Genomic DNA, 23,995 nt, shown 5'->3' with positions numbered 1-23,995 from the left:
GCTAATGATGCGTGGGGCGCCAGCGCTTTAAGAGTAGGGCGTTACTCAATACACAGAAACTAGAGAGCGCCATTGCACTGCCTGCTAGCATGGGCGATAAATAGCCCAGCGCTGCCAGCGGTATGCCAATAGTGTTGAAAGCAAACGCCCAGAATAAATTTTGACGAATCTTGTTCCAAGTTTTCTTGGAAACATCAATTGCATCCGCCACTAAAGTAGGATCACCACGCATCAAGGTAATTCCAGCAGCCTGCATTGCTACATCAGTTCCTGTAGACATTGCCATACCAACATCCGCCATTGCTAAGGCAGGCGCATCGTTGACGCCATCACCAACCATTGCCACGAAATGTTTCTTACCCTCAGACCCTCCTTGGAGTTTCTGAATAATTTCTGCCTTATTGCCCGGCATGATTTGTGCGAAGACTTCATCAATGCCAATAGTGTTCCCTACTCGAGTTGCAGCAGCTAAGTTATCGCCAGAGAGCATCACTGTGCGAATGTGTAGAGCATGTAAGGCATTGACTGCTGCTTGTGTATTGGGCTTGAGTTCATCACCAAAGGCAACGACTGCAATGGGTGATGCTATAGCTTGACCTTCTGCCGTGCCCATCAATACAGAAACAGTCTGGCCCTGCTCAAAACAGGCTTGTGCTTTATCTAAAATGACTTGATATTGTGGATGATGTTCCAGTGACGCTACGCTTTGTAAGCGGATAGTTTGATTTGAGTAAGTACCAGCACTAGGGATGCCTTCAATTCCAACTCCTGGCAATGCTTTATTCGCAGACGTCGGTATGGGGGCAATATTTTTCTCTTTAGAGAAATCGATTAGTGCTTTAGCTAAGGGATGTTCGCTTCCTAGCTGTAAGCCTGCAGCAGTGGCGAGAATTTGATTGTTATCGGCAGATGAATCATTAAAAGGCAGCAGGGCGAGTATGCGCGGTTTGCCAATAGTTAAGGTCCCGGTTTTATCAAAGGCAACGATATCGAGTTTGTGCGCCAGTTCTAATACTTGTGGATCCTTAATCAGAATGCCAAAGCGTGCAGCTACGCCGGTACCCGCCATGATTGCGGCCGGAGTGGCTAAGCCCAGTGCACAAGGGCAGGCGATAACTAGAACGGAGACAGCGCGCAAGATCGCAATGGAGGTCGAGTCAAAGTAAAGCCAATTACCGATGCCGGTAATGAGTGCTAGCAGAATGACAGTGGGCACAAAGATGGCGCTAACTTGGTCAACTAGTTTTTGAATGGGTGCTTTTTGAGTTTGCGCCTCTTCCACTAAGGAGATGATTTGCGAGAGTACGCTCTCAACTCCAACAGCTTCGGCCGCCACTACTAGAACGCCTTCACCATTCAAGGCGCCTCCGATAACTTTGGAGTCCAGCGTCTTTTTAACGGGCTCGCTCTCACCAGTCAGTAGGGATTCATCAACATGGCTAGCACCCAAAATAATGACACCATCCACTGGAATACGTTCACCGGGAAGTATTAATACCCGATCTCCAGGCAGCACTTGGTCTAAAGGTAGGTCGCGGTATTGATCCGTACTCAACCCAATATTGCCTTGGAGTTCTAGGCCGGCATTTAAAACCTTGGCATGCTCGGGCCAGAGTTTCTGTAGGGCGCGAATGGCTTCACTGGTTTGTTGTTTGGCACGCGCCTCCAGCCATTTACCTAATAAGACCATACAGATAATGACTGCCGATCCTTCAAAGTAGAGTTCGTGCGCATGACTCGAGGTAAGCAGTAGATACAAGCTGAGCCCATATGCAGCGCTGGTACCGAGTGCTACCAATAAATCCATATTGCCGGCACCCGCCATGAGGGATTTGTAACCCGCTTTATAAAAACGCCAACCCAAGACAAATTGCACCGGCGTAGCCAATGCCAATTGCCACCATCCTGATAAAGACCAATGAATACCAAATGGCATGAGGAACATCGGTATAAATAGTGGAGCAGATAGTAGAAAACTAAGAATGACGCGACCCAGGCCATCGGCAGCCCAAAATGACTTGGCGATATGTTGATCAAGATGGCCACGCGCGGAACTTTCTTTTGCCTCGTAGCCTGTTTTTTTAACTAGGGCGATGATGTCTGCCAGACTGGATGAACCACGCTGGATGCGGATTCTTGCCTGCTCGGTTGCTAAATTGACGCTAGCTGCTTCAACCCCCGGAATCTTATCTAAAGCCTTCTCTACGCGACTCACACAAGAGGCGCAGGTCATTCCGCCAATTTCTAGGGTGAAAAACTCGGAATTGGTCGGTTCTTGAGGGATCATGTAGAAGATAATCTACCGTAAGGTGAAAAAAGGCCATTAACAATCGTATTTTGACAGTTTATAAGGGGTAGCTATGTTTACGCTTAAGGTTTCTGGGATGACTTGCGGTGGCTGTATCAATGCCGTTACGCGAGCTGTCCAAGCTCAAGATCCACAAGCCAAGGTACAGGCTGACCTGGCAACCCAGGTGGTGAGCCTAGAAACCAGCCTATCCCCAGAGCTGGCGGCGAAGCTAATCACGGATGCAGGATTTCCGGTTTCTCAATAACCCTAATTTCGGCTTTAGCAATTTTTTGCATGTGCGGTTAATCTACCTACTATTCCATTTTTCGCAATAAAACTAAATAAAAGAAATTGAGCATCTGTAAATAGGACTGCTCTTCATAGGAGAAAGTTGTGTCGCTTACTGTAGAGACTGTGCAAGCAGCATTAAAGGGTCTGATTGATCCAAATACCCAAATTGATTTCGTAAGCTCAAAGAATGTTAAAAACTTGCGCGTTGATGGGGGAGACATTAGCCTCGATATCGTCTTAGGTTACCCAGCGAAGAGTCAGTTTGACCTTATTCGTAAATCAGTTATTGGCATTCTTCGTGAGTTGCCTGGCGTTAAAAACGTTAGCGTGAATGTCAGCAGTCAAATTGTTGCGCATACAGTCCAACGCGGCGTGAAATTACTGCCAGGCGTAAAAAATATTATTGCGGTAGCTAGTGGCAAGGGTGGAGTCGGCAAATCAACTACCGCCGTCAACCTGGCTTTGGCCTTAGTCGCTGAAGGCGCACAAGTTGGTATGTTGGACGCAGATATTTATGGCCCAAGCCAGCCGATGATGTTGGGCATTACCGGTAGACCAGAATCTATTGAAGAGAACACGATGGAGCCGATGGAAGGTCATGGCCTTCAGGCAAGCTCAATTGGTTTCTTAATCGATGATGATGCGCCTATGGTGTGGCGCGGCCCAATGGTCACATCCGCATTAGAGCAATTACTTCGCCAAACGCGTTGGCGCGACCTGGATTACTTAATCGTGGATATGCCACCCGGTACCGGCGATATTCAGTTAACGCTTGCACAAAAAGTGCCAGTTACGGGCGCGGTCATTGTCACTACACCTCAAGATATTGCCTTATTGGATGCTCGCAAGGGTTTGAAGATGTTTGAGAAGGTTGGCGTACCGATTGTGGGCATTATCGAAAACATGAGTACTTATGTTTGCCCAAACTGTGGCCATGAAGAGCATGTGTTTGGCGAGGGCGGTGGTCAGAAGATGTGTAATGAGTATGGCGCAGATTTTTTAGGTTCATTGCCTTTGAACTTATCGATACGTGAGCAAGCCGATGCAGGCCGTCCAACAGTGGTGGCTGACCCAGATGGAGCCATCAGCGCAATCTATAAGACGATTGCAAGACAAGTGGCCATTAAGGTTGCAGCGCTTTCAAAAGACATGAGCAGTAAATTTCCTAACATCGTGGTTCAGAACACCTGAGGCCTTATGCGTTTTGCTGTACTCATGCGCAAGCAGTTTATCGATAACCCCTGGATTTCATTTCGGTGGGCGCCTCAGGAAGTGTTGCCAGATTTTGGTCAATTCACAAACTCAGTTAGCGCAGAGAACAAATTTGTTGGGCAGTTTTTAGGCCGCGATGATCAGGGCGAATCTTGGCTATTTACTGGCTACGAGCTCAATTTATTTCCGGATGAGGCCGAAGGCTATTACCTCAACTTATCAGCAACTCAGCCTGCCTGGTTCGTCATGTGGCGCCTAGAGGAGGATATTGATCGCTACATTGATGGGCAGTCAATCGAGCTAGCGAAATCTGAGGCGACATTTGCTGTACCCCATCGCATCAGTGTGAGCTACAACGAGGCAGGGCGCTTATTGGATGGTGGGGAGTCGGTTGATAGCATTCCAATGACTCCAGAGCATGCCTCTTGGTTGCAGGAGTTTGTCAACGAACACTATCGCCCTGAACCTAAAAAGCGCCATCGCCCTGCATCATTCAAAGGCGCTGACCGCTCAGCGGAGGATTGATGGCTGGCGGATTTCTGAATCGTTGGTCGCGTCGCAAGGCGGGTGAACAGCTTGAGCCTGAAGCTACATCAATAGATAAAACGAAGCAGGGCTTAGCAACTAGCACTGAGGCGCCGGAGCCATCTGCTGAGCCAACAGATCTTCCGCCAGCGATGACCTTAGACGATGTTGAGAAGATTGATCGTTTGGCGCCAGACTTTTCAGCGTTTATGAAGCCGGGAGTTGATCCAGCAGTTCAACAAGCCGCCATGAAGAAGATGTTTTCAGATCCGCACTTCAATGTGATGGATGGCTTAGATATTTATATTGATGACTACTCCAAGCCAGACCCCATTCCTTTGGAAATGCTCAAGCGCATGGTGCAGTCTGACATGCTGAATATTTTCCGTAAAGATAGTGTCGAAGAAACCCCGAGCACTCAAATTGCTACTAATGTATTGCCTGAGCAAACGGAGCAGGCTTTACCCCAATCTGCTCAGACTGATTTAACATCCACACAAACGCCTATTCAGGAGGTAGGGGATAAAGACCTCTTACCTGTGGATAAGAAAACCAGTTAAGAAAACTATTCATGAGCCAAAAATTAGTCTGTAATTGCAATGGAACCATGCCTTTGGATGCAAAGGCTTTGGGGCTTACCATGCATACCTCTTTATGTAGGCAGGAGATTGGCTCGGTCATCAAGGCATTTGATGGTAACGACTCCCTCATCATTGCGTGCACTCAAGAGCGTGCTTTATTTGGCGAGTTAGCGGAGCAATCCGAAAAGCCTTTGGTGGCGCCATTACGATTTGTCAATATTCGTGAGGTGGCTGGTTGGACTCAAGAGGCTAAAGCCTCGATGCCCAAGATTGCCGCGCTACTTGCTTTGGCTGAGATGCCCCAAGCCGAGCCTGTCCCAGTTGTCAATTACGAAAGCCAAGGACGATTACTTATTGTTGGCCCTGGAAATCAAGCTTTACCTTGGGCAGAAAAGCTCAGCGATTCTCTGGATGTCTCTGTGCTTTGCACTGAGCCTAGCGCTTTACCAATTGCTAGAAATTTCCCAATCTATACCGGTACTGTAAGCAAGTTAGATGGTTATCTTGGTCACTTCACTGTGGATTGGGATTTGCAAAATCCAATTGATCCCGAGATGTGTACTCGTTGTGGCGCCTGTGTTGAAGTCTGCCCAGAAGGCGCGATTGACGATGCATTCCAGATTGACTTAAATAAATGTAAATCGCATCGTGATTGCATTACGGCATGTGCCGGTATTGGCGCCATTAACTTTGATCGAGTTGAACGCCAGCGCAGCTCTGAGTTCGATCTGATTATGGATCTACGCGCTGATCCGCAGATGCGCATGAGCCAAACTCCGCAAGGCTACTTTGCCCCCGGTAAAGATCCGCTCGAGCAAGCTTTGGTGGCTAATCAGTTGCTCGGATTAGTTGGCGAGTTTGAAAAGCCTAAATACTTTGCTTATACCGAGAAGATATGTGCCCATGGCCGTAATGGCAAAGTTGGTTGTAGCGTTTGTATTGATGTGTGCTCTACCGGCGCTATCTCCTCTTTATTTAAAAATGGTCAAGGCACCGTAGAAGTCAATCCCAATCTTTGCATGGGTTGTGGCGCCTGTTCAACAGTTTGCCCGTCGGGCGCAATGCGTTACAACTACCCCAGCGTATCGCATCAAGGCAAAGAGATTAAAGCTCTGGCCAATGTATTTGCTGCCGAGAGTGTCAAAGCCAAGCAATCCTCTGCGCCCATCTTGTTGTTGCATACGCTGAAGGCGGGAACCCAGCTTCTAAATTCTCTTGGACGTTCAGCCCACTTAAGGCCAAAACAGTTCGAGGGATTGCCATCCTTTGTATTGCCGTATGGAATTGAGCACATTGCCTCTACCGGCTTGGATTTATGGCTGGGCGCTCTCAGTTATGGCTTTAGTGAGGTGACTTTGTTACTGACAGGCGACGAGGATCCCGCATACCGGGCTGCATTAGAAACACAAAGTGCCTTAGGTAATGCAATCTTGGCCGCATACGGATTTGATGCCAGACTGTCGCTGATACAACTCGACTCAGCGGATGATCTGCCGCCTATTTCTACTGCGATGGGTAAGCTTCGCCAACGTGGTGCTCTATCAGCCCTTTGCTCTCCTGCCAACTTTGGCCTGGGTAATCAAAAGCGCGAAACCATTGAAGCGGTATTAGAGCACTTGCAAAAGCAAGCTAAAACGCCTCTGCCAGTAGGCGGAGTTGCTTTGCCCAAGTCCTCTTTTTTGGGCGGACTCAATATTAATCAGGACGCCTGCACGCTCTGCATGTCTTGTGTCGGCAGCTGCCCTGAAGGCGCGCTATTAGACAGCCTAGATGAACCGAAACTTTCCTTTATTGAGAAGCAGTGCGTTCAATGTGGCATCTGCGTCAAAACTTGCCCAGAGCAAGCCTTGGCTTTAGCTCCTCGCTTGCAGACGGTTGAGGAGCGTAAGCAAAAAGTAGAGATTAACGAAACCAAGCCTTTTCATTGCATTAGCTGTGGCAAGGTGTTCGGAACCGCCAAGATGGTGGATTTAATGCTCATTAAGCTGGGTGCGCATGGCGCTTTTGCTGGAGCAGCGCTCGACAGACTCAAAATGTGCAGTGATTGTCGTGTTGTAGATATGGTGAAAACAGAGATATGAGTGAACAGATAAAAGAGGGCGCCTTAACCGAAGTCGGTGATGTGGGCTTGCCAGAAGATTTAGCTAGGGCTGATTTATATGGCTTGATTGCCAGGCTCTTTCATCAAGCACCCGACCAAGAGCTGCTCGATCAAATTGCCGCCTCCATTCCGGATGGTCAGGAAGCCCAAGAGGACGATGCTCCGTTAGCGAAGGTGTGGAACAGCGTAGTAGAGGTTGCCAAAAACAACCCTGCTAAAGCCTGGCATCAGGAGTTTGACCTGAATTTCATCAGTGTTGGTCGACCCAATATCGTTCTCAATGGCTCCTTTTATATGGCGGGCCATTTAAATGAAAAACCGCTGGTAGATATTCGTCGCGCTTTAGAGGCCTTTGGTTTGGAGTCTGCCGAAGAAGTTACTGAAACCGAGGATCACCTTTCGGCGCTTTGTGAAGTCATGCGCTATCTGATAGCGGGTGACGATGTCGAAGTTTCAAACCTTACAAACCAAAGGGTTTTTTTCAACGATCACATTCGACCTTGGTATGACGAATTGTGCGATGCAATAGAAGATATTCCGGAGATGCATCTCTACCATCCGGTAGCCGCCTTAACCAGAGAATTTCTTGCTATCGAAGGGCAGAGTTTTGACATGATTTGATGTTGCATCGCACAAGAGGAAAACCCCTAGAAAAACAAAAATTCTAAATATGCAAAAAATGCAATTACCAATTACACTTGATTCAAATCAAATTGCACTTAAATGGGAGCGCGCGATGAACACTAAATCCACCACTGCGGTAAACGAAGAAAACAAACCTTCTCGCAGAAAGTTTTTTATTGGAGCGGGCGCCACTGTTGGTGCTGTAGCCGTGGTCTCCCAAACCCCGCTTGGTAAAGCAGTGATTCAAGAAATCGGTAGCACCGTCAAAGGTAAAGACGACGGTTACCAGTTGTCTGCACACATTCGCAAGTACTACGAAACCACCATGCTTTAAACCCAGTTGTTGATGTAGCAGTATCCAAATAATTAAATAAAAAAATATTTCTCAGGGACAACATATGAGTCTGACTCGTAAATCCAATACCCCACAAAGCAGCCGTTCCACGCCTGCATCACGTCTCATCGGTAGCCTGTCACGCGGACTTCAGTCTGCTGTGCCAACGATGGATCGTCGAACTTTCTTGAAGCGCTCTGGAGTCGGGGTTGGAGCAGGTATCGCCGCTAGCCAATTAACCTTGGTGCAAAAAGCATCTGCTGAGCCAAGCAAAGCGATGCTGGACGGCAAGGGCAAGATTGAAGTCAAGAGAACAATTTGTACCCACTGTTCCGTAGGCTGCGCAACGGACGCTACTGTTGAGAATGGTGTCTGGGTTCGTCAAGACCCAGTGTTTGACTCCCCAATCAATATGGGCTCTTACTGTGCCAAAGGTGCTGCCTTGCGTGAGCACGGCCACGGTGACTTCCGTTTACGTTATCCAATGAAATTGGTTGACGGCAAGTATCAGAGAATTTCTTGGGACCAGGCCTTAACTGAAATTACTGCCCAGATGAAAGACCTGCGTAGCAAGTACAGCCCAGATTCACTTTTCTTCATTGGCTCTTCAAAGCACAACAACGAACAAGCCTACTTATTGCGTAAGTGGGTTTCTTTCTTCGGAACGAATAACACAGACCATCAAGCGCGTATCTGTCACTCCACAACAGTTGCTGGTGTTGCTAACACCTGGGGCTATGGTGCGATGACCAATAGCTACAACGACATGATGAATGCCAAGGCTGCTTTGTACATTGGCTCTAATGCTGCTGAAGCGCATCCAGTGTCTATGCTCAGCTTGCTGCACGCCAAAGAAAATGGTTGCAAGGTGATTGTGGTTGACCCACGCTATACCCGTACTGCCGCTAAGTCCGATCAATATGTTCGCATTCGTTCCGGTACTGACATTCCTTTCTTGTTCGGCGTTCTGTATCACATCTTCAATAATGGCTGGGAAGATAAGAAATACATCAATGACCGCGTATACGGCATGGATGAAATCCGCAAAGAAGTGATGGAAAAGTGGACTCCAAAGAATGTTGAAGAGGCTTGCGGAGTTCCAGAAGCGCAGATGTACAAAGTCGCTGAAACCATGGCAAAGAATCGTCCAAGCACTTTAGTATGGTGTATGGGTCAAACCCAGCACACCATTGGTAATGCGATGGTTCGTGCATCCTGCATCTTGCAATTGGCTTTAGGCAACATTGGTAAATCTGGCGGTGGCGCTAATATTTTCCGCGGTCACGATAACGTGCAAGGCGCTACTGACGTTGGTCCTAACCCAGATTCATTGCCAGGCTACTATGGTCTTGCAGCGGGCTCATGGAAGCACTTTGCCACTGTGTGGGGCGTTGACTACGAGTGGATTAAAGGCCGCTATGCTCCAGACATGATGGAGAAATCCGGTACTACGGTTTCTCGTTGGGTTGATGCGGTGCTTGAGAAGAACGACATGATTGATCAACAAACCAACGTCAAAGGTTTGTTCTTCTGGGGGCATGCTCCTAACTCACAAACTCGTGGCTTGGATATGAAGCGCGCGATGGATAAATTAGATTTATTGGTGGTAGTTGATCCTTACCCAAGCGCCACAGCAGCCATGGCAGCAATGCCGGCTGCTGAAGGTGATGTGGTGAATAAGAAGCGCAATGTCTACCTCTTGCCAGCAACCACTCAGTTTGAAACAACGGGTTCAGCGACCGCCTCAAACCGCTCATTGCAGTGGCGTGAGAAAGTCATTGATCCATTATTTGAATCTGTTCCTGACCACGCCATCATGCAAGCCCTTGCGGATCGTTTGGGATTTGGTCAAGAATTGTCAGTCAACTATAAAATGCTCAATTCCAAGTTTGCTGGTAAGCAGTGGAGAGAGCCAGAAATCGAATCCATTTTGCGCGAGATTAATCGCTCCGTATGGACAATTGGTTACACCGGTCAAACTCCTGAGCGCTTGAAGGCGCACATGAGAATGGTTGGCGCATTTGATCCGAAGACCTTGAAGTCACGTGGTGGCGTTGATAAGGTCACTGGTTACGATACAGCTGGGGACTACTACGGCTTGCCTTGGCCTTGCTACGGCACGGCTGCTATCAAGCATCCGGGCTCACCAAACCTGTATGACACTAGTAAGAGCGTGATGGAGGGTGGTGGTAATTTCCGCGCTAACTTTGGCGTAGAAAAAGATGGTAAGAATTTGTTGGCTGAAGATGGCTCTTACTCCAAGGGTTCAGCGATCACTACCGGCTACCCAGAGTTTGATCATGTGTTCGTGAAAAAACTCGGTTGGTGGAGTCAGTTGACCGAAGAAGAGCAGAAGGCAGCAGAAGGTAAGAACTGGAAGACTGACTTATCTGGCGGTATTCAGCGCGTTGTAATGAAAAACGGCTGCCATCCATTTGGTAATGCGAAAGCACGTGCGGTAGTTTGGAACTTCCCAGATGCGATTCCAATTCACCGCGAGGCGCTCTACAGTACCAATGCGCCAATGATGCGTAAGTACCCAACTGCGGCCGATAAGAAGAATTTCTGGCGCTTGCCAACTCTCTATAAAACAGTTCAGGATAAGAACTTAAATGAGAAGCTCTACGAAAAGTTCCCAATTATTCTGACCTCAGGTCGTTTGGTTGAGTACGAAGGTGGAGGAGACGAAACTCGTTCCAACCCATGGTTGGCTGAGTTGCAACAAGAGAACTTTGTGGAAATCAATCCTAAGGCTGCGGAAGCTCGCGGTATTAAGAATTGGGATTACGTTTGGGTTAAGTCACCAACGGGTGCCAAGATCAAGGTTCGTGCACTGGTAACTCCGCGCGTCGATCAAGGTACTGCATTCGTGCCATTCCACTTTGCGGGCTGGTGGCAAGGTAATGACTTGCGCAAATATTACCCAGAGGGCGCAGCCCCAGTAGTTCTAGGCGAAGCGGTGAATACTGCAACGACCTATGGCTACGACATGGTAACGATGATGCAAGAAACCAAAACCACCATGTGCCAAATCGAAAAATTTGCCTAAGTTAAAAAATAAAGTCAGGAGAACACCATGGCAAGAATGAAATTTATTTGTGATACAGAGCGATGCATTGAGTGCAACGGCTGTGTCACTGCTTGTAAGAATGAAAACGAAGTTCCTTGGGGAATTACTCGTCGCCGTGTTGTGACGGTAAATGACGGTGTGATTGGCCAAGAGAAATCAGTTTCAGTTGCTTGTATGCACTGTTCGGATGCGCCTTGTATGGCCGTCTGCCCAGTGGATTGCTTCTATCGCACCGACGAAGGTGTGGTATTGCATGACAAGGATATTTGTATCGGTTGTGGCTACTGTTCTTTTGCCTGCCCATTCGGTGCTCCTCAGTTCTTGAGCACAGGTGCTTTTGGTTCCCGCAGCAAAATGGACAAGTGCACATTCTGTAGTGGTGGTCCAGAAGCAAACGGTAGCGTCGCAGAATTTGAAAAGTACGGCCGCAATCGCTTGGCTGAAGGTAAATTGCCTTTATGTGCTGAGATGTGTTCAACCAAAGCATTGATTGGTGGCGATAGTGAAGTGATCTCCTCGATTTACGCTAAACGTGTTTCAGTTCGTGAAGCGAATGGAAGATATCCAAGTAACGATATTTTCGGCTGGTCTACTGCTTATGGTCCATCAGGATCACCGGCACCAACACCAACACCTGCTGACAAAATTCCAGGAGCAAAGTCATGAAAATGAATTTTAAAACGCTCGGTCTCTGTTTGGCTGCAGGTGTCTTGCTTGCAGCCTGCTCTGAACCACCTGAAATTGCTGCCAAAGCAGCTAAGCGTCCTGATGTAGCTCCATACATGGGCGCTGACAATGGTTTTATGACCAAGGGATGGACTCCGGGTGATCAAGTGAGTTGGACGGAAGCGATTAATAAACGCAATCAGAATCAGTCTGAGTATTCACGCGTTAAGTGATCAGTTAAACAACAATAAATAAAACGAAAACGTTTAAGGATATTTGTATGAATCGATCATTTTTAAGTGTTAGTCGCTCCTGGGTCTTGGCTCTGGGCGTATCACTCAGTTTATTAAGTGGAGTTAGCTTGGCGGATCGTGCGCCAATGCAACCTTTGCCATCACCAAGCGGAATTGATATTCCTAAGAATCTCAATAGCATCCCTAATGGCACTCAAGCGCAATCGCAACCAGCGAACACAGCGCCAAAAGAAGGTGCGATTTGGGATGCGGCTAATAGCGATCCTTACAACTACGTCAGTATTCCTGACAAAGAGTCGAGTGTCTTGATTCAGCGCTCTGGCCAGCAATGGCGCGTCATTCGTAATGGTGTGATTACTGTATATGGCGGCTGGCTCTTAGCCCTTGCATTCTTTGCTGTGATTGCGATGTACACCCTGAAAGGTTCAATCAAGCTGTCAGAACCTTTATCCGGGACCAAGATCAAGCGCTTCAATGGCTTTGATCGCCTAACGCATTGGACTATGGCATTTAGCTTTATTGCCCTCGCGTTTACTGGCTTATTGATTTTGTACGGCAAGTACTTTGCTCTGCCTTTGATGGGTGGCGCAGCCTACGGATCATTCTTGATGCTTTGCAAGAATATTCATAACTTCACTGGCCCGCTATTTACATTAAGCATCGTGATTTTCTTCCTCCTCTTTGTTCGTAAGAATATTTTTGGAGAAGGCGATATGGCTTGGTTAATGTCTTTCGGTGGCATTTTTACTGGTAAGCACGTCCCAGCAGGATTCTTTAACTTTGGTGAGAAGTTCTGGTTCTGGTTTGGTATGGTGTTCCTCGGCTTGATCATTTCTGCTTCAGGATTTGTGCTCGATATGATCGTTCCTTTTATGGACATTCAATATCTACGCGGCACCATGCAATTAGCCAACATCATTCATAGCTCTGCAGCTATCTTGATGACAGCGATGGCAATGGGTCATATCTACATTGGTACGATTGGTATGCAAGGCTCAATCGATGGCATGAAGACTGGCTACGTTGATGCGACCTGGGCTAAAGAGCACCATGAAATTTGGTACAACAAGATCAATAAATAAGGACAAAGCCATGAAAAAGATCATTGCTTTCACGCTCGGCTCATTTGCAACTGCTGCAGCTTTTGCTGCATTGCCACCACTGACGCCAGAAGCACAAGCGGCTGCAGATCTTGCAAAGGCCAAGACTGCCTATGCCGGAAGAGTTGGCGCTTATCAACTTTGTCAGTCGATGAATAAAGTGGCTGATCAGTTCAGAGTGTCTGGCACTCCAGCACCTGCAGCTTGCGTTGCTCCGCCACCATTTGTTGCTCCTGTGGCTGCAGCAGCAGTTCCTGCACCTGCGGCAGCACCAGCAGCTAAGTAGTTAGTCTGCCACTAGCTCTTGATGTAAGTAGCGTTTAGCTGCTTGTGTCTGAGGGTTGGAAAAGAAAGGACCTACGGGTCCTTTTTCTTTAATCTCGCCCTGATCAATAAACACGATGTAATCCGCCAGCCTTTGTACTTGCGCTAGCTGGTGGGAGGTGAAGATGACATCCGAACCCTGAAGCTTAAATTGGCGAATAATCTCCTCAACTTGCTCAGTAGTATTGGGGTCTAAATTCGCAGTTGGCTCATCGAGTAAAACCAAGTTGGGTTTTTGCAAAATGGCCCGGCCCAAGCAAAGCTTTTGTCTTTCACCGGCTGAGAGTTTGTGTGCGGGGCTATTGGCAAGATGACTTAAACCGATTTGCTCCATGACCGCATCAATTTCGCTTGCACAAATCGAGGAATCTGCATCTCTCACCATGGAGATGTTGATCCTTGTTGATGCTTTAATCATCGGCGTGTGGTGCAGCACCAATGCTGATTTGATGAGGCCGGTGGAGTAGGTGATGCTACCGGAGTCGGGCTTGATCAAACCATCAATCAATTTTAAAAGGGTCGTTTTGCCGGCTCCATTTGGGCCAATGCAGACGCAAATTCGATCAGCAGGAATGATTGCATGGGGAATATTTAAGATGATGCGCCCATCACTTTTGACGATGACATCCTTGAGTTCAATAAATTGCTTGAATTGTTCAGATGAGTTAACCATAGCGGCGCTCTGCAATCTGGCGAACGGCAAAAGTAAATAAATTGGCTAGCAAGACAACGCCTAAAAGGATGATGCCTAGGGCAAGAGCTAAGGGAAGGTCACCTTTGCTGGTTTCTAGGGCAATGGCAGTGGTCATGGTTCGTGTGGAATGGTCAATATTGCCGCCGACGATCATTACCGCGCCTACCTCAGATATGGCTCTAGCTAGTCCAGCCAAAATGGCAATCGTGAGGGAAAAGCGGCAGTCCCAAATCAGCCATTTCAGGGCGGAGAGTCTAGGCAGGCGAAGCGCCATAAATGAATCCCGATGAATTCTCCAGGAATCCTCAAGAATCTGACGGCTTAACGCGGCGATTAAAGGGGTTGTGAGCAAGGTTTGGGCCAGAATCATACCCTTGGGTGTAAAGAGCCATCCCCATACCCCTAATGGCCCTGTCCGCGATAGTAGTAGATAAACTACAACCCCAACAATCACCGTCGGGACGCCCATGAGGGTGTTAAGGGTGACCGTAATCGTCTTTTTGCCATTAAATTCTTCGGTCGCCAGTAGCGCCCCAAGGGGGAGGCCGATGAGGGTGCCAAAGAGTAGTGCTGTCAGACTCACCTGAAGTGATACTAGGACGATGCCTACTACCCCTGCATCTAAATGCAAGAGCAGTCTGAAGGCATCCTGAAAGGTTGTAAACATGGGCTCGATTCTAGCAAGGGGATGGCAAAATGGTGCAAATGCAAGCAATTACTCTAATTTCGATCCATGGCTGAAGTCGTTTGCCTCTGTAATGAGGTTCTCGATGTCGATCTTCGTGAATACCTCGATAGTCATCCCATCAACTCCATTGATGAGTTGCGCGAACAGGCGTCCATTTGCAATAAATGCATGCAATGCCAAGATTTGGTTGAGGGTGAGATCTATCTCGCTCGTATGCGCCGACAACGTGCTGCAGGACAGTTTTAATGACACAAGGTAAGGTGGGTCGCTTTAGTGTGATGACTATCAATGTGCATAAGGGTGTTTCACCCCTGCATAGGCACTCAACCATTTATGAGCTACGTCAGAAAATGCGTAGCCATCATCCAGACTTACTATTCTTGCAAGAGCTTCAACAAGAGCATCGGGGAAGAATTAGGCGATTCGGTCAATGGCCATTAACAGAGCTCACCCATTTTTTATCTGAAGATTTTTGGCATGATTGGCATTACGGAAAAAATGTTGAATATCCAAATGGGCATCATGGCAATGCCATTCTTTCTAAAAGGCCAATGCACAAGGGCGAGAATTACGATATTTCTGCCTATCGGTTTGAAAAACGTGGCTTACTCCATACCATTACTCAGCTAGAGGGCGTAGCAACACCAATTCATTGCTTTTGTGTCCACCTGGCTTTATTTGAAAGAGGGCGTGAGCGTCAATTAGATGAGATTATTCGTTATATTGATTCATTGGCAGAGGGTGGTCCAACGATTGTTGCTGGCGACTTTAATGATTGGCGCAATCGCGTGAGTGCGCCGATGCGAGCTGCCGGTTTTAATGAAGTCTTTGAGGTGCTTACTGGTGCTCCTGCAAAAACTTTTCCTAGTGTGAAGCCGATGCTGCCGATGGATCGAATTTATGTGCGGGGCTTAAAAATTCATTCTGCAGAAATTCTGCATGAATGGCTGAAATTATCTGATCACTTAGGCATTACTGCGGAGCTGGAAATCATATGAGCTTATTAAATTACCTATTAGGGTCTATCTTTGGTTTCTCATTAATTTGGGTCCCCATAGCGCATGCCATCATTGTGATTCTTTTTGGGTTTAGATTAATTTCTGTACGAAGACCGGTAGGCGTTGTTCTTGCATGGTTTTTGATTGTGGTTCTCTTCCCTTTGGTCGGAATTAGTTTGTATATTTTGATTGGTGAGCGTCCTGTTGGTCGCAAGCTGACTCGTAAAATCATTCGCATGGATAAAGAGTATGCGCAGATTTCCGAAGATATGCGTAAGCGCTTCTTGGCAGATCGGCAGCAACTTCCTTTAGAGGGCAGGGCTCTAAGTTTATTGGCAGAATCGAAAAATGGTTCACCGGTAATTGCTGGCAATAAGATTGAGTTGTTTACGAGTTCCCTTAAGATCTTGCAGTTTTTTATCGATGAGATCAATCAAGCGAAGAAGACGCTGCACTTGGAGTTTTATATCTGGGCCTTGGGTGGCGATGCTGACCGAGTTGGTGAGGCCTTAATTGCGGCAGCTAAACGTGGCGTAGTTTGTAAGGTGTTATTGGATTCTTTGGGTAGCAAAGACTGGTTTAAGTCCAGTTGGCCCAATCGTTTTAGAAGTGCCGGAATCCAAGTTACTGAGGCTCTGCCGATCCAAATTGGCCGCTTTCAATTTCGCCGTGCTGACCTCAGGCTCCACCGTAAGATCTTTGTGATTGATAACACGATTGTTTGGACGGGCAGCATGAATATGGTTGACCCCCGCACATTCAAACAAGACTCAGGAGTGGGTGAATGGGTAGACGCCATGGTCAGAATTGAAGGCCCTGTTGCATCCCAGTTTGAATTGACATTCTCCTTTGACTGGAGTGTAGATAATCCCAAGATTACGCATTTCAATGATGTGCCGCCTGCCCCAACCCCAGTTGATGGCAAAGCGTTGGCTCAAGAGTTTTCCTCTGGCCCAGTCTATCGTGATGATATTTTGTATCAAGTGCTGCTCTCCGCAATCATGGATGCGCGTGAAGAGCTGACCATCACCACGCCTTACTTTGGCCCTGATGATGGCTTGATTCAGGCGCTGATGGCAGCAGCTGGCCGTGGCGTGAAGGTGACCCTCATTGTTCCCAAGCTAAATGATTCCACGCTGGTCGCTTGGAGTAGTCGCAGTTTTTATACCGACCTCATGAGTGCCGGCGTGAATATCGCTGAATTTCATGGTGGTCTTTTGCATACGAAGAGCTTGTTAATAGATAAGCGAGTAGCCATTTTTGGTTCAGTCAATTTTGATCAACGCAGTTTGCGCCTCAATTTTGAAATTAGCTTGATCGTATACAACGATGAGTTCTGTGCCAAGCTCGAGGCATTGATTGAGTCTTACTTGGCTCAATCAGATATGGTTGATCCGGTGGGTTGGGCTAAGCGGCCGCACTGGCGTGTGTTACTCGAGAACGCTGCGCACTTAGCGTCACCTTTGCTTTAAATAGCCCCTTGAGTGCGCATGACTTCAATCTCGCTAGCGGGGATACCTAGCTCAGATAGGATTTCATTGGTGTGCTGGCCTACTGCTGGTATGTCATCCATGCGATAGTCGTAGCTATCATTCATGCCGGGTGGAAGCATTGCTGGAATCGGACCAACTGGTGACCCCACTTGAACCCAGCGATCTCTTGCTTTGAGTTGATCGTGATTCCATAATCCATTCATATCATTTAGTCGTGCATTGGCAATCTGGGCTTTATCTAACTTTGCAATCACTTGCTCGGTAGTCAGTTTGCTAAAACAGGCATCGATGATGGCAAGCAACTCATCCCGTTTTTCATTGCGCTTAAAATTCTTATCAAAGCGTTCATCTTTAGCAAGCGCTAGATTCTCAAGGACTACTTCGCAAAACAAAACCCACTCACGGTCATTTTGTAGACCCAGCATGATGGTGCCGCCATCACCAGCTTTAAATGGCCCATATGGATAAATCGTGGCATGAGATGCGCCATTGCGAGGGGGAGGGGTAGCACCTTCGTAGGCATAGTAGAGTGGGTAGCTCATCCACTCACCTAGGGACTCGAGCATGGAAACATCGATAGTCGATCCTTTTCCAGTCTTAGCTCTTTGTAAAAGCGCTGCCAGAACATTGGTATAGGCATACATACCTGCAGCAATGTCAGCAATGGAATTACCTGCTTTGCTAGGGTTTTCTGGTGTGCCTGTAACGGATAGGAAGCCAGCTTCACTCTGAATGAGTAAGTCATAGGCTTTTTTATCTCGATATGGCCCATTGTTGCCGTAACCTGAGATATCGCACAAGATAAGCCCTGGATTATCTTTCTGCAATAGTTCTGCTGTTAGTCCCATGCGCGCTGCTGCACCAGGAGCTAAATTCTGCACCAGCACATCGGCTGTTTTCAATAGCGCCTTCAGTGCTGTCAGTGCAGACTCTTGCTTGAGATCTAAGGTCAAACTTTCTTTTGAGCGATTCACCCAGGTGAAATGAGATGACATGCCATTGACGCGCTCATCGTAAGCACGCGCAAAGTCTCCGGCGCCAGGCCGTTCCACCTTAATAACTCTTGCACCCAGATCAGCCAATTGGCGCGTGCAAAAAGGAGCGGCAATAGCGTGCTCCAGAGAAACCACGATGATGCCATCTAAAGGGCGAATGCTCATGTAATTACTTATCCAAAAAACTTGCTAAATGAAATGACCGAAAGAATTAGAAGGAGCGGGGGAGGCCTAGAACATGCTCAGCCATATAGGAATAAATTAAGTTGGTCGAAATGGGCGCCACTTGGTAGAGGCGGGTTTCACGGAACTTGCGCTCGACATCATATTCATTGGCAAAGCCAAAGCCACCATGGGTTTGTAGGCAAACGTTTGCCGCTTCCCAAGAGGCTTTAGCAGCCAAATATTTGGCCATATTGGATTCCGCACCGCAGGCTTGCTTGGTATCAAAGAGCTCGCATGCTTTGAAGCGCATGAGATTGGCTGCTTCTGTCTCGATATAAGAATCTGCAATCGGAAACTGAATGCCTTGGTTTTTACCGATAGGGCGATCAAACACTACCCGTTCATTTGCATAGCGACGTGCTTTATCCACAAACCAGTAAGCGTCACCGATACATTCTGCAGCGATGAGAGTGCGCTCTGCATTGAGACCATCCAATATGTACTTAAAGCCTTGCCCCTCTTCACCAATTAAATTTTCAGCAGGAATCTCTAAGTTATCAAAGAAGACTTCATTGGTTTCATGATTAACCATATTGGCAATTGGTTGGATCGCCATGCCCTTACCAATCGCATCTTTTAGATTGACGATGAAAATAGACATACCTTCTGATTTTTTCTTCACCTCTGCCAGCGGAGTAGTGCGCGCCAAGAGGATCATCAAATCAGAATGCTGAATGCGCGAGATCCATACCTTTTGACCATTGACGACATACTTGTCACCCTTTTTGACGGCGGTGGTTTTCAGTTTGGTGGTATCAGTGCCGGTGGTTGGCTCAGTCACCGCCATAGTCTGCAGGCGCAATTCGCCGGTCGCGATTTTTGGAAGATAAAGTTGCTTTTGAGCATCAGAGCCATGGCGTAGCAAAGTACCCATGTTGTACATCTGACCATGACAAGATCCTGCATTACCACCAGAGAAATTAATTTCTTCCATGATGACAGAAGCCTCAGCAAGGCCTAAGCCTGAGCCACCAAATTCCTCGGGGATCAGGGCGGCTAACCAGCCTGCTTGTGCCATCGCATCGACAAATGCCTCGGGGTAGGCTCGTTCATGATCTACCTTTTGCCAATAAGCGGAGTCAAAACTGCCGCAGAGGTCGCGCAAGGCTTCGCGCATATCTTGATATTGGTCTGGCTTGGGGATGGGGTGATTCATGTGTGTATGAGTGGGTATATAGAGTTAATAAATATCGGAATGCCTACAGTTTAAGCAAGATTTCAGAATTGCGGGCGACCAGTAATGGGCGGTCACTCTAGCCTTCATTGTTGAGCTTTAGATGTGATGGGGCATACTAGGAGAATGATTAAGTCCTCAACTGGCAACCCATACGGAACCTGTGCTTAATGGAGCAAATGCTGACGCAATTCTTTGATTTCTTTGGGATGCCGTCGATTGGTTTGCCAGCTGTATTCATTAGCGCTTTTGTCTCTGCAACTTTGTTGCCTTTGGGTTCGGAACCCATGCTTTTTGGCTATATCACCCTAAATCCAAATCTGTATTGGATTGCCATTATTGTTGCCACCATTGGTAATACCCTTGGAGGCATGTTTGATTGGTGGCTTGGACTCCTTAGTCGCAACAGTTTCGAATCTTTAAAGGGGCCGACCAATGGCAGAATGCAACGCTGGCTTGAGGGGCGAGGACCAAAGATGCTCCTGCTGTCCTGGCTCCCTGGTTTTGGCGACCCCCTTTGTTTGGCGGCAGGGTGGCTTAGGCTCCCTTGGGCGCCTTGCCTGATTTATATGTTTATTGGCAAACTACTACGCTATCTCACCATGACCTGGCTTCTAACCCTTGTACCATCAAGCGTTTGGCACCAATTGGGGCATTGGCTTCACATAATCTAAATTCTTCCGTTGTATCCTATATTTTTTGAAAATATCTCTAGAGGGTAATCATGTCTCAATTAAAAGGTAAAACAGCTCTGGTCACTGGTTCGACTAGTGGCATTGGTTTAGCAATTGCTATTGGATTGGCAAAGCAGGGTGTCAACATCATGGTGAACGGTTTTGGCGAGAAAGATGCCGCCATTGCTGCAATCAAGGCCTGCGGAGTTGAGGTTGATTATCACGGTGCTGATATGAGTAAACCCGCTGAGATTGAAGATCTAATTAAGCAAACTGAAAAACGCTTTGGCTCACTCGATATATTAGTTAACAACGCCGGCATTCAGTACACGGCTAACGTTGAAGACTTTCCAGCGGATAAGTGGGAATCCATTATTGCCATCAACTTAAGTTCTGCTTTCTATACCTCTCATCATGCATTACCAGGTATGAAACAACGCAACTGGGGTCGCATTATTAATATCGCCTCAGTCCATGGCTTAGTTGGCTCCACTCAAAAGTCTGCTTATGTTGCTGCAAAACATGGCATTGTTGGTTTAACCAAAGTGACTGCTCTAGAGAATGCAAAAACGGGAATCACCTGTAATGCGATTTGCCCAGGTTGGGTTTTAACCCCGTTAGTCCAAAAGCAAGTGGATGCACGCGCAGAGCGTGATGGGGTTTCAAATGAGGTCGCCAAGAATGCCTTGGTTTCTGAAAAGCAACCTTCAGGTGAGTTTGTGGCACCCGAGCAATTGGCTGCACTAGCTGTTTTCTTATGTGGTCCTGATGCATCTGAAGTGCGCGGAGTGGCCTGGAACATGGACGGCGGCTGGACAGCTCAGTAAGCTCAAGGGGGGGATTCGGTCGAATCCCCCATTTTTTCGTGCTCAAACAAAAATGCCAGAATCGTCTATAGTTAGGGCGAATATGGCTGCTAAAGCTACCTATTAATACGCCTTACAAGGAAAAAATGATGGAACATACATTACCTCAGTTGCCTTACGCATTAGATGCGCTTTCACCATTCATCTCAAAAGAAACTCTTGAGTTTCACTATGGCAAACATCATCAAACTTATGTCACTAATTTAAATAATTTGATTAAAGGCACTGAGTTTGAAAATGCTTCCCTAGAAGACATTATTAAAAAGTCCGCTGGCGGTGTTTTTAATAATGCAGCCCAAGTATGGAATCACACTTTTTACTGGAACAGCATGAAGCCAAATGGCGGTGGCGCTCCAACTGGCCCTCTAGCGGATGCTATTAATGCAAAGTGGGGTTCTTTTGATAAATTCAAAGAAGAGTTTGCAAAGTGTGCAGTAGGCACCTTTGGATCTGGTTGGGCTTGGTTGGTTAAGAAGGCTGACGGCTCTCTCGATTTAGCCTCCACAAGTAATGCAGCTACACCGTTGACTACTGATGCAAAGCCTTTGATGACCTGTGATGTTTGGGAGCATGCCTACTACATCGATACCCGCAATGCTCGCCCAAAGTACTTGGAAAATTTCTGGAATGTAGTGAACTGGGATTTTGCTAGCAAGAATTTTGCTTAATCCCTTAACAGACCTATATTCCGAATAAGAAAGTGTTTATGTCATCCATCTTTACCTCATTGGGACGCACCGTTTTAGCTGGCTTTGTCCTCCTCATTTTAATTGTCTTGGCTTTAGGTGCAAACCTCAGTTCCATTGAATTGCCGTTCTTGTTCCGCTGGATTCACGTGATGGTTGGCGTGATGTGGATTGGATTACTTTGGTACTTCAATTTTGTGCAGATTCCTTCTATGCCAAAGATTCCGGATGAGCAAAAGCCGGCAATTGGAAAAGTCATTGCTCCGACAGCCTTGTTTTGGTTCCGTTGGGCAGCCTTATTTACTGTTATTAGCGGTTTAATCTTGGCTGTCTTGAATGGCTATGCACATCAAGCGTTTACTTTGCAAGCTCCGTACCGCGCAATCGGTTTGGGCATGTGGATTGCTTTGGTAATGGCTTTCAACGTTTGGTTCATTATTTGGCCAAATCAAAAACGTGCTCTAGGTATCGTTGCAGTTGAGCTAGATGTCAAAGCCAAGTCTGCACGTATTGCGATGCTGACTTCACGCTTTAACACGATGCTTTCTATTCCAATGTTGTTTTTGATGGTTGCACAGTCACACAACACAACTTGGTTTGTCATCGTTTCATAATCAAGCTACTGTTGATCATTAAAAAGGCCCGCAAATGCGGGCCTTTTCTTATGCAACAAAATGCTAGATGGGCAGCAATAGATTAGCTTTATTGCAGGATTGGCGGAAGCTCTTTTGTGAGGGCCCCGCGTTGAGCTGTTGCAGATCCAAGTAAAGCAAAGCCTAGCAACTTCCCATCGTTTGATTCAAAGCGCGCCTCCAGTCCATCATCCATTGCCTTGATTTTCCAATCACCTACTGCACCTTTAGCTGGTGGCGAGACAATAGTTGGGAGTGCGGGAGTCTTCACCATGACCGGCATAGCAGGGTAGGTGAGGGCAACTTCTTGACCTAGTAGATTGGGCGCTAACGCCCGGGCCGCCTGCATGATTGGCATGACGTAAGGCAGTACCAAGCCATCAACCTCGGCGCAATCGCCGATAGCAAATACATTTTTAGCGCTAGTCTCTAATTGGCGATTGACTGTAATGCCAGCGCCAGTTGCAATTCCAGCAGCTTTAGCTAAATCCAATCGAGGCTTCAGGCCTACAGCCGATAGAAATACATCGCTAGTAATCACCGATCCGTTTGCGAGTGTGATCGAGAGGGAGTCGCCATTGCGATCAATTGATTGTACGGTGGTAGCAAAGTGCCAGCGCACTCCAGCTTCGCATAATTTTGACTGCAGTGCTTGTGCTGCAGCCTCGGGAAGTAGTCGACCCAAAGCTTGCGGAGCCAGGTCAATTACATCAACCTCGTAAGAGCCCAAAACTAAATCATTGGCAAACTCGCATCCAATCAGGCCTGCACCTAAAATCGCAACCCGCTTTTTACCTTCAATTGTCTTGCGAAAGTGGGCATACTCTTCAAGATCATTAACGGTGATTACTTCATTAGCTGCATTGCCTTGTAAGGGTAGGCGTATTTGATCGGCACCTAAACCGAGCACCAGCTTTCCATAAGAAATTGTTCCTTTGGAGGTTCCAATGGTCTGGGAAGTCGTATCAATGGCAGTTACATCCACATCGCCCAGAATGGTAATTTCTAGTTGAGCTGCCATGCCTTCAACATTGCTTGAGATCAATTGCTCGGCAGACTTATTACTCGCTAGTGCCGTAGAGAGCATGGGCTTTGAATAGAAGTAGCCTGGCTCACGGGTTACTAAAGTAATCGGAATAGCCTTATCTAACTTTCGAAGCTCACGAATGACGGTAAACCCCGCTAAGCCGCTACCAATAATGACAATGCCCGATTGAGCGGATTGATTCTGATGATCCAAAGCTGAGCTCCCTAATAATGCAGTTAAATGTTTTTAGCGTCGAAGTGGCGTTTAGCTAAATTAAGCTACTTGAACCATTTCAAAATCCGATTTTGCGACGCCACAGTCTGGACATTCCCAATCTTCTGGGATATCAGCCCATGCAGTGCCTGCAGGAATGCCATCTTCCGGCAAGCCTTTAGCCTCTTCATAGATAAAACCGCATACGATACATTGCCAAGATTTCATGATATTTCCTTAAAGATAATTCGATTAGTT

25 protein-coding genes and 1 pseudogene are annotated in these 23,995 nt (G+C 47.2%); 19 read left to right on the top strand and 7 right to left on the bottom strand.

The window, feature by feature from the left end:
- Position 1: 1 nt before the first annotated feature.
- Positions 2 to 2,287, bottom strand: a complete 2,286-nt coding sequence (locus ICN12_RS04240) for a heavy metal translocating P-type ATPase (protein ID WP_216270830.1) — start codon at positions 2,285 to 2,287, stop codon at positions 2 to 4.
- Between the two features lie 73 nt (positions 2,288 to 2,360).
- On the opposite strand from ICN12_RS04240, the gene ICN12_RS04235 reads away from it, so the two are divergent.
- The 12 genes from ICN12_RS04235 to ICN12_RS04180 all read left to right on the top strand — a co-directional run bounded on the left by ICN12_RS04235 (position 2,361) and on the right by ICN12_RS04180 (position 13,334).
- On the top strand, positions 2,361 to 2,555 hold the full coding sequence (locus tag ICN12_RS04235; RefSeq protein WP_216270828.1) for a heavy-metal-associated domain-containing protein: 195 nt from the start codon (positions 2,361 to 2,363) through the stop codon (positions 2,553 to 2,555).
- Between the two features lie 128 nt (positions 2,556 to 2,683).
- On the top strand, positions 2,684 to 3,772 hold the full coding sequence (apbC, locus tag ICN12_RS04230; RefSeq protein WP_216270826.1) for an iron-sulfur cluster carrier protein ApbC: 1,089 nt from the start codon (positions 2,684 to 2,686) through the stop codon (positions 3,770 to 3,772).
- Between the two features lie 6 nt (positions 3,773 to 3,778).
- Entirely contained in the window at positions 3,779 to 4,318 is a 540-nt protein-coding gene (locus ICN12_RS04225; protein ID WP_216270824.1) for a DUF3305 domain-containing protein, read from the top strand.
- The gene (locus ICN12_RS04220; RefSeq protein ID WP_216270822.1) at positions 4,318 to 4,878 is read left to right on the top strand and encodes a DUF3306 domain-containing protein; all 561 of its coding nucleotides are present in this window, start codon (positions 4,318 to 4,320) and stop codon (positions 4,876 to 4,878) included. The genes ICN12_RS04225 and ICN12_RS04220 overlap by 1 nt, the downstream gene beginning before the upstream one ends.
- 11 nt (positions 4,879 to 4,889) lie before the next feature.
- Entirely contained in the window at positions 4,890 to 6,980 is a 2,091-nt protein-coding gene (locus ICN12_RS04215) for a 4Fe-4S binding protein (protein ID WP_216270820.1), read from the top strand.
- On the top strand, positions 6,977 to 7,621 hold the full coding sequence (locus tag ICN12_RS04210; protein WP_216270818.1) for a TorD/DmsD family molecular chaperone: 645 nt from the start codon (positions 6,977 to 6,979) through the stop codon (positions 7,619 to 7,621). Before ICN12_RS04215 ends, ICN12_RS04210 begins: the two co-directional genes overlap by 4 nt.
- A gap of 115 nt (positions 7,622 to 7,736) precedes the next feature.
- Positions 7,737 to 7,958, top strand: coding sequence for a formate dehydrogenase (locus ICN12_RS04205; RefSeq protein ID WP_216270816.1), 222 nt, complete (start codon positions 7,737 to 7,739; stop codon positions 7,956 to 7,958).
- A gap of 64 nt (positions 7,959 to 8,022) precedes the next feature.
- Positions 8,023 to 11,007, top strand: coding sequence for a formate dehydrogenase subunit alpha (locus ICN12_RS04200; protein ID WP_216270814.1), 2,985 nt, complete (start codon positions 8,023 to 8,025; stop codon positions 11,005 to 11,007).
- A gap of 27 nt (positions 11,008 to 11,034) precedes the next feature.
- Positions 11,035 to 11,694, top strand: a complete 660-nt coding sequence (fdh3B, locus tag ICN12_RS04195) for a formate dehydrogenase FDH3 subunit beta (RefSeq protein ID WP_216270812.1) — start codon at positions 11,035 to 11,037, stop codon at positions 11,692 to 11,694.
- The gene (locus ICN12_RS04190; RefSeq protein ID WP_216270810.1) at positions 11,691 to 11,927 is read left to right on the top strand and encodes a hypothetical protein; all 237 of its coding nucleotides are present in this window, start codon (positions 11,691 to 11,693) and stop codon (positions 11,925 to 11,927) included. The genes fdh3B and ICN12_RS04190 overlap by 4 nt, the downstream gene beginning before the upstream one ends.
- Positions 11,928 to 11,974: 47 nt before the next feature.
- Entirely contained in the window at positions 11,975 to 13,030 is a 1,056-nt protein-coding gene (locus ICN12_RS04185) for a formate dehydrogenase subunit gamma (RefSeq protein WP_216270808.1), read from the top strand.
- A gap of 10 nt (positions 13,031 to 13,040) precedes the next feature.
- The gene (locus tag ICN12_RS04180) at positions 13,041 to 13,334 is read left to right on the top strand and encodes a hypothetical protein (protein WP_216270807.1); all 294 of its coding nucleotides are present in this window, start codon (positions 13,041 to 13,043) and stop codon (positions 13,332 to 13,334) included.
- Here the strand turns inward: ICN12_RS04180 and ICN12_RS04175 are convergent.
- Positions 13,335 to 13,937: pseudogene (locus ICN12_RS04175) on the bottom strand (ATP-binding cassette domain-containing protein); the annotation flags it as partial.
- Positions 13,938 to 14,037: 100 nt separating this feature from the next.
- Positions 14,038 to 14,733 (bottom strand): ABC transporter permease, encoded by a 696-nt coding sequence (locus tag ICN12_RS04170; RefSeq protein ID WP_216270803.1) that lies wholly within the window; start codon positions 14,731 to 14,733, stop codon positions 14,038 to 14,040.
- Between the two features lie 66 nt (positions 14,734 to 14,799).
- Here ICN12_RS04170 and ICN12_RS04165 point away from each other — a divergent pair, with 66 nt between their 5' ends.
- The 3 genes from ICN12_RS04165 to cls are packed head-to-tail and all read left to right on the top strand — an operon-like array spanning position 14,800 to position 17,224.
- Positions 14,800 to 15,000: a hypothetical protein gene (locus ICN12_RS04165; protein ID WP_216270801.1), complete on the top strand. Its 201-nt coding sequence runs from the start codon at positions 14,800 to 14,802 to the stop codon at positions 14,998 to 15,000.
- Positions 15,000 to 15,752: an endonuclease/exonuclease/phosphatase family protein gene (locus tag ICN12_RS04160; RefSeq protein ID WP_216270799.1), complete on the top strand. Its 753-nt coding sequence runs from the start codon at positions 15,000 to 15,002 to the stop codon at positions 15,750 to 15,752. Before ICN12_RS04165 ends, ICN12_RS04160 begins: the two co-directional genes overlap by 1 nt.
- Positions 15,749 to 17,224 carry a cardiolipin synthase gene (gene cls / locus ICN12_RS04155; protein ID WP_216270797.1) on the top strand — a complete coding sequence of 492 codons (1,476 nt, stop codon included), beginning with the start codon at positions 15,749 to 15,751 and terminating at the stop codon, positions 17,222 to 17,224. The genes ICN12_RS04160 and cls overlap by 4 nt, the downstream gene beginning before the upstream one ends.
- Here the strand turns inward: cls and ICN12_RS04150 are convergent.
- Entirely contained in the window at positions 17,221 to 18,405 is a 1,185-nt protein-coding gene (locus ICN12_RS04150; protein WP_216270796.1) for a CaiB/BaiF CoA transferase family protein, read from the bottom strand. The two genes, cls and ICN12_RS04150, sit on opposite strands and share 4 nt — an antisense overlap.
- A 46-nt stretch (positions 18,406 to 18,451) precedes the next feature.
- Positions 18,452 to 19,621 (bottom strand): acyl-CoA dehydrogenase family protein, encoded by a 1,170-nt coding sequence (locus ICN12_RS04145; RefSeq protein ID WP_216270795.1) that lies wholly within the window; start codon positions 19,619 to 19,621, stop codon positions 18,452 to 18,454.
- 197 nt (positions 19,622 to 19,818) lie between these two features.
- On the opposite strand from ICN12_RS04145, the gene ICN12_RS04140 reads away from it, so the two are divergent.
- The 4 genes from ICN12_RS04140 (at position 19,819) to ICN12_RS04125 (ending at position 22,479) form a co-directional block, all read left to right on the top strand.
- The gene (locus tag ICN12_RS04140) at positions 19,819 to 20,313 is read left to right on the top strand and encodes a YqaA family protein (protein ID WP_255537687.1); all 495 of its coding nucleotides are present in this window, start codon (positions 19,819 to 19,821) and stop codon (positions 20,311 to 20,313) included.
- 50 nt (positions 20,314 to 20,363) lie between these two features.
- On the top strand, positions 20,364 to 21,140 hold the full coding sequence (locus tag ICN12_RS04135; protein WP_216270793.1) for a 3-hydroxybutyrate dehydrogenase: 777 nt from the start codon (positions 20,364 to 20,366) through the stop codon (positions 21,138 to 21,140).
- A 128-nt stretch (positions 21,141 to 21,268) separates the two neighbouring features.
- Positions 21,269 to 21,847: a superoxide dismutase gene (gene sodB, locus ICN12_RS04130; RefSeq protein WP_216270895.1), complete on the top strand. Its 579-nt coding sequence runs from the start codon at positions 21,269 to 21,271 to the stop codon at positions 21,845 to 21,847.
- A gap of 38 nt (positions 21,848 to 21,885) precedes the next feature.
- Positions 21,886 to 22,479, top strand: a complete 594-nt coding sequence (locus ICN12_RS04125) for a urate hydroxylase PuuD (RefSeq protein WP_216270792.1) — start codon at positions 21,886 to 21,888, stop codon at positions 22,477 to 22,479.
- An 88-nt stretch (positions 22,480 to 22,567) separates the two neighbouring features.
- Here ICN12_RS04125 and ICN12_RS04120 read toward each other — a convergent pair whose 3' ends face one another.
- A complete protein-coding gene (locus ICN12_RS04120) occupies positions 22,568 to 23,737 on the bottom strand; it encodes an NAD(P)/FAD-dependent oxidoreductase (protein ID WP_216270791.1) in 1,170 nt (389 codons plus the stop codon).
- A 60-nt stretch (positions 23,738 to 23,797) separates the two neighbouring features.
- Positions 23,798 to 23,965 (bottom strand): rubredoxin, encoded by a 168-nt coding sequence (locus ICN12_RS04115; RefSeq protein ID WP_216270790.1) that lies wholly within the window; start codon positions 23,963 to 23,965, stop codon positions 23,798 to 23,800.
- Positions 23,966 to 23,995: the final 30 nt, after the last annotated feature.

Origin of the sequence: Polynucleobacter sp. AM-25C3, from assembly GCF_018882335.1 — a bacterium.
GTDB lineage: Bacteria > Pseudomonadota > Gammaproteobacteria > Burkholderiales > Burkholderiaceae > Polynucleobacter.
Note: the sequence above shows the minus strand (reverse complement) of the source record. Positions and strands in the feature narration are given on the sequence as shown.

Bases quoted from the DNA above. Each gene is read 5' to 3' on its own strand.
- ICN12_RS04200 (WP_216270814.1), top strand. From the start codon at position 8,023: ATGAGTCTGACTCGTAAATCCAATACCCCACAAAGCAGCCGTTCCACG.
- ICN12_RS04235 (WP_216270828.1), top strand. From the start codon at position 2,361: ATGTTTACGCTTAAGGTTTCTGGGATGACTTGCGGTGGCTGTATCAAT.
- ICN12_RS04165 (WP_216270801.1), top strand. From the start codon at position 14,800: ATGGCTGAAGTCGTTTGCCTCTGTAATGAGGTTCTCGATGTCGATCTT.
- ICN12_RS04190 (WP_216270810.1), top strand. From the start codon at position 11,691: ATGAAAATGAATTTTAAAACGCTCGGTCTCTGTTTGGCTGCAGGTGTC.
- ICN12_RS04205 (WP_216270816.1), top strand. From the start codon at position 7,737: ATGAACACTAAATCCACCACTGCGGTAAACGAAGAAAACAAACCTTCT.
- ICN12_RS04160 (WP_216270799.1), top strand. From the start codon at position 15,000: ATGACACAAGGTAAGGTGGGTCGCTTTAGTGTGATGACTATCAATGTG.
- ICN12_RS04215 (WP_216270820.1), top strand. From the start codon at position 4,890: ATGAGCCAAAAATTAGTCTGTAATTGCAATGGAACCATGCCTTTGGAT.
- ICN12_RS04240 (WP_216270830.1), bottom strand. From the start codon at position 2,287: ATGATCCCTCAAGAACCGACCAATTCCGAGTTTTTCACCCTAGAAATT.
- ICN12_RS04150 (WP_216270796.1), bottom strand. From the start codon at position 18,405: ATGAGCATTCGCCCTTTAGATGGCATCATCGTGGTTTCTCTGGAGCAC.
- ICN12_RS04140 (WP_255537687.1), top strand. From the start codon at position 19,819: ATGCTGACGCAATTCTTTGATTTCTTTGGGATGCCGTCGATTGGTTTG.
- ICN12_RS04170 (WP_216270803.1), bottom strand. From the start codon at position 14,733: ATGTTTACAACCTTTCAGGATGCCTTCAGACTGCTCTTGCATTTAGAT.
- ICN12_RS04135 (WP_216270793.1), top strand. From the start codon at position 20,364: ATGTCTCAATTAAAAGGTAAAACAGCTCTGGTCACTGGTTCGACTAGT.
- ICN12_RS04180 (WP_216270807.1), top strand. From the start codon at position 13,041: ATGAAAAAGATCATTGCTTTCACGCTCGGCTCATTTGCAACTGCTGCA.
- ICN12_RS04115 (WP_216270790.1), bottom strand. From the start codon at position 23,965: ATGAAATCTTGGCAATGTATCGTATGCGGTTTTATCTATGAAGAGGCT.
- ICN12_RS04125 (WP_216270792.1), top strand. From the start codon at position 21,886: ATGTCATCCATCTTTACCTCATTGGGACGCACCGTTTTAGCTGGCTTT.
- ICN12_RS04185 (WP_216270808.1), top strand. From the start codon at position 11,975: ATGAATCGATCATTTTTAAGTGTTAGTCGCTCCTGGGTCTTGGCTCTG.
- ICN12_RS04210 (WP_216270818.1), top strand. From the start codon at position 6,977: ATGAGTGAACAGATAAAAGAGGGCGCCTTAACCGAAGTCGGTGATGTG.
- ICN12_RS04225 (WP_216270824.1), top strand. From the start codon at position 3,779: ATGCGTTTTGCTGTACTCATGCGCAAGCAGTTTATCGATAACCCCTGG.
- ICN12_RS04220 (WP_216270822.1), top strand. From the start codon at position 4,318: ATGGCTGGCGGATTTCTGAATCGTTGGTCGCGTCGCAAGGCGGGTGAA.
- cls (WP_216270797.1), top strand. From the start codon at position 15,749: ATGAGCTTATTAAATTACCTATTAGGGTCTATCTTTGGTTTCTCATTA.
- ICN12_RS04145 (WP_216270795.1), bottom strand. From the start codon at position 19,621: ATGAATCACCCCATCCCCAAGCCAGACCAATATCAAGATATGCGCGAA.
- sodB (WP_216270895.1), top strand. From the start codon at position 21,269: ATGGAACATACATTACCTCAGTTGCCTTACGCATTAGATGCGCTTTCA.
- fdh3B (WP_216270812.1), top strand. From the start codon at position 11,035: ATGGCAAGAATGAAATTTATTTGTGATACAGAGCGATGCATTGAGTGC.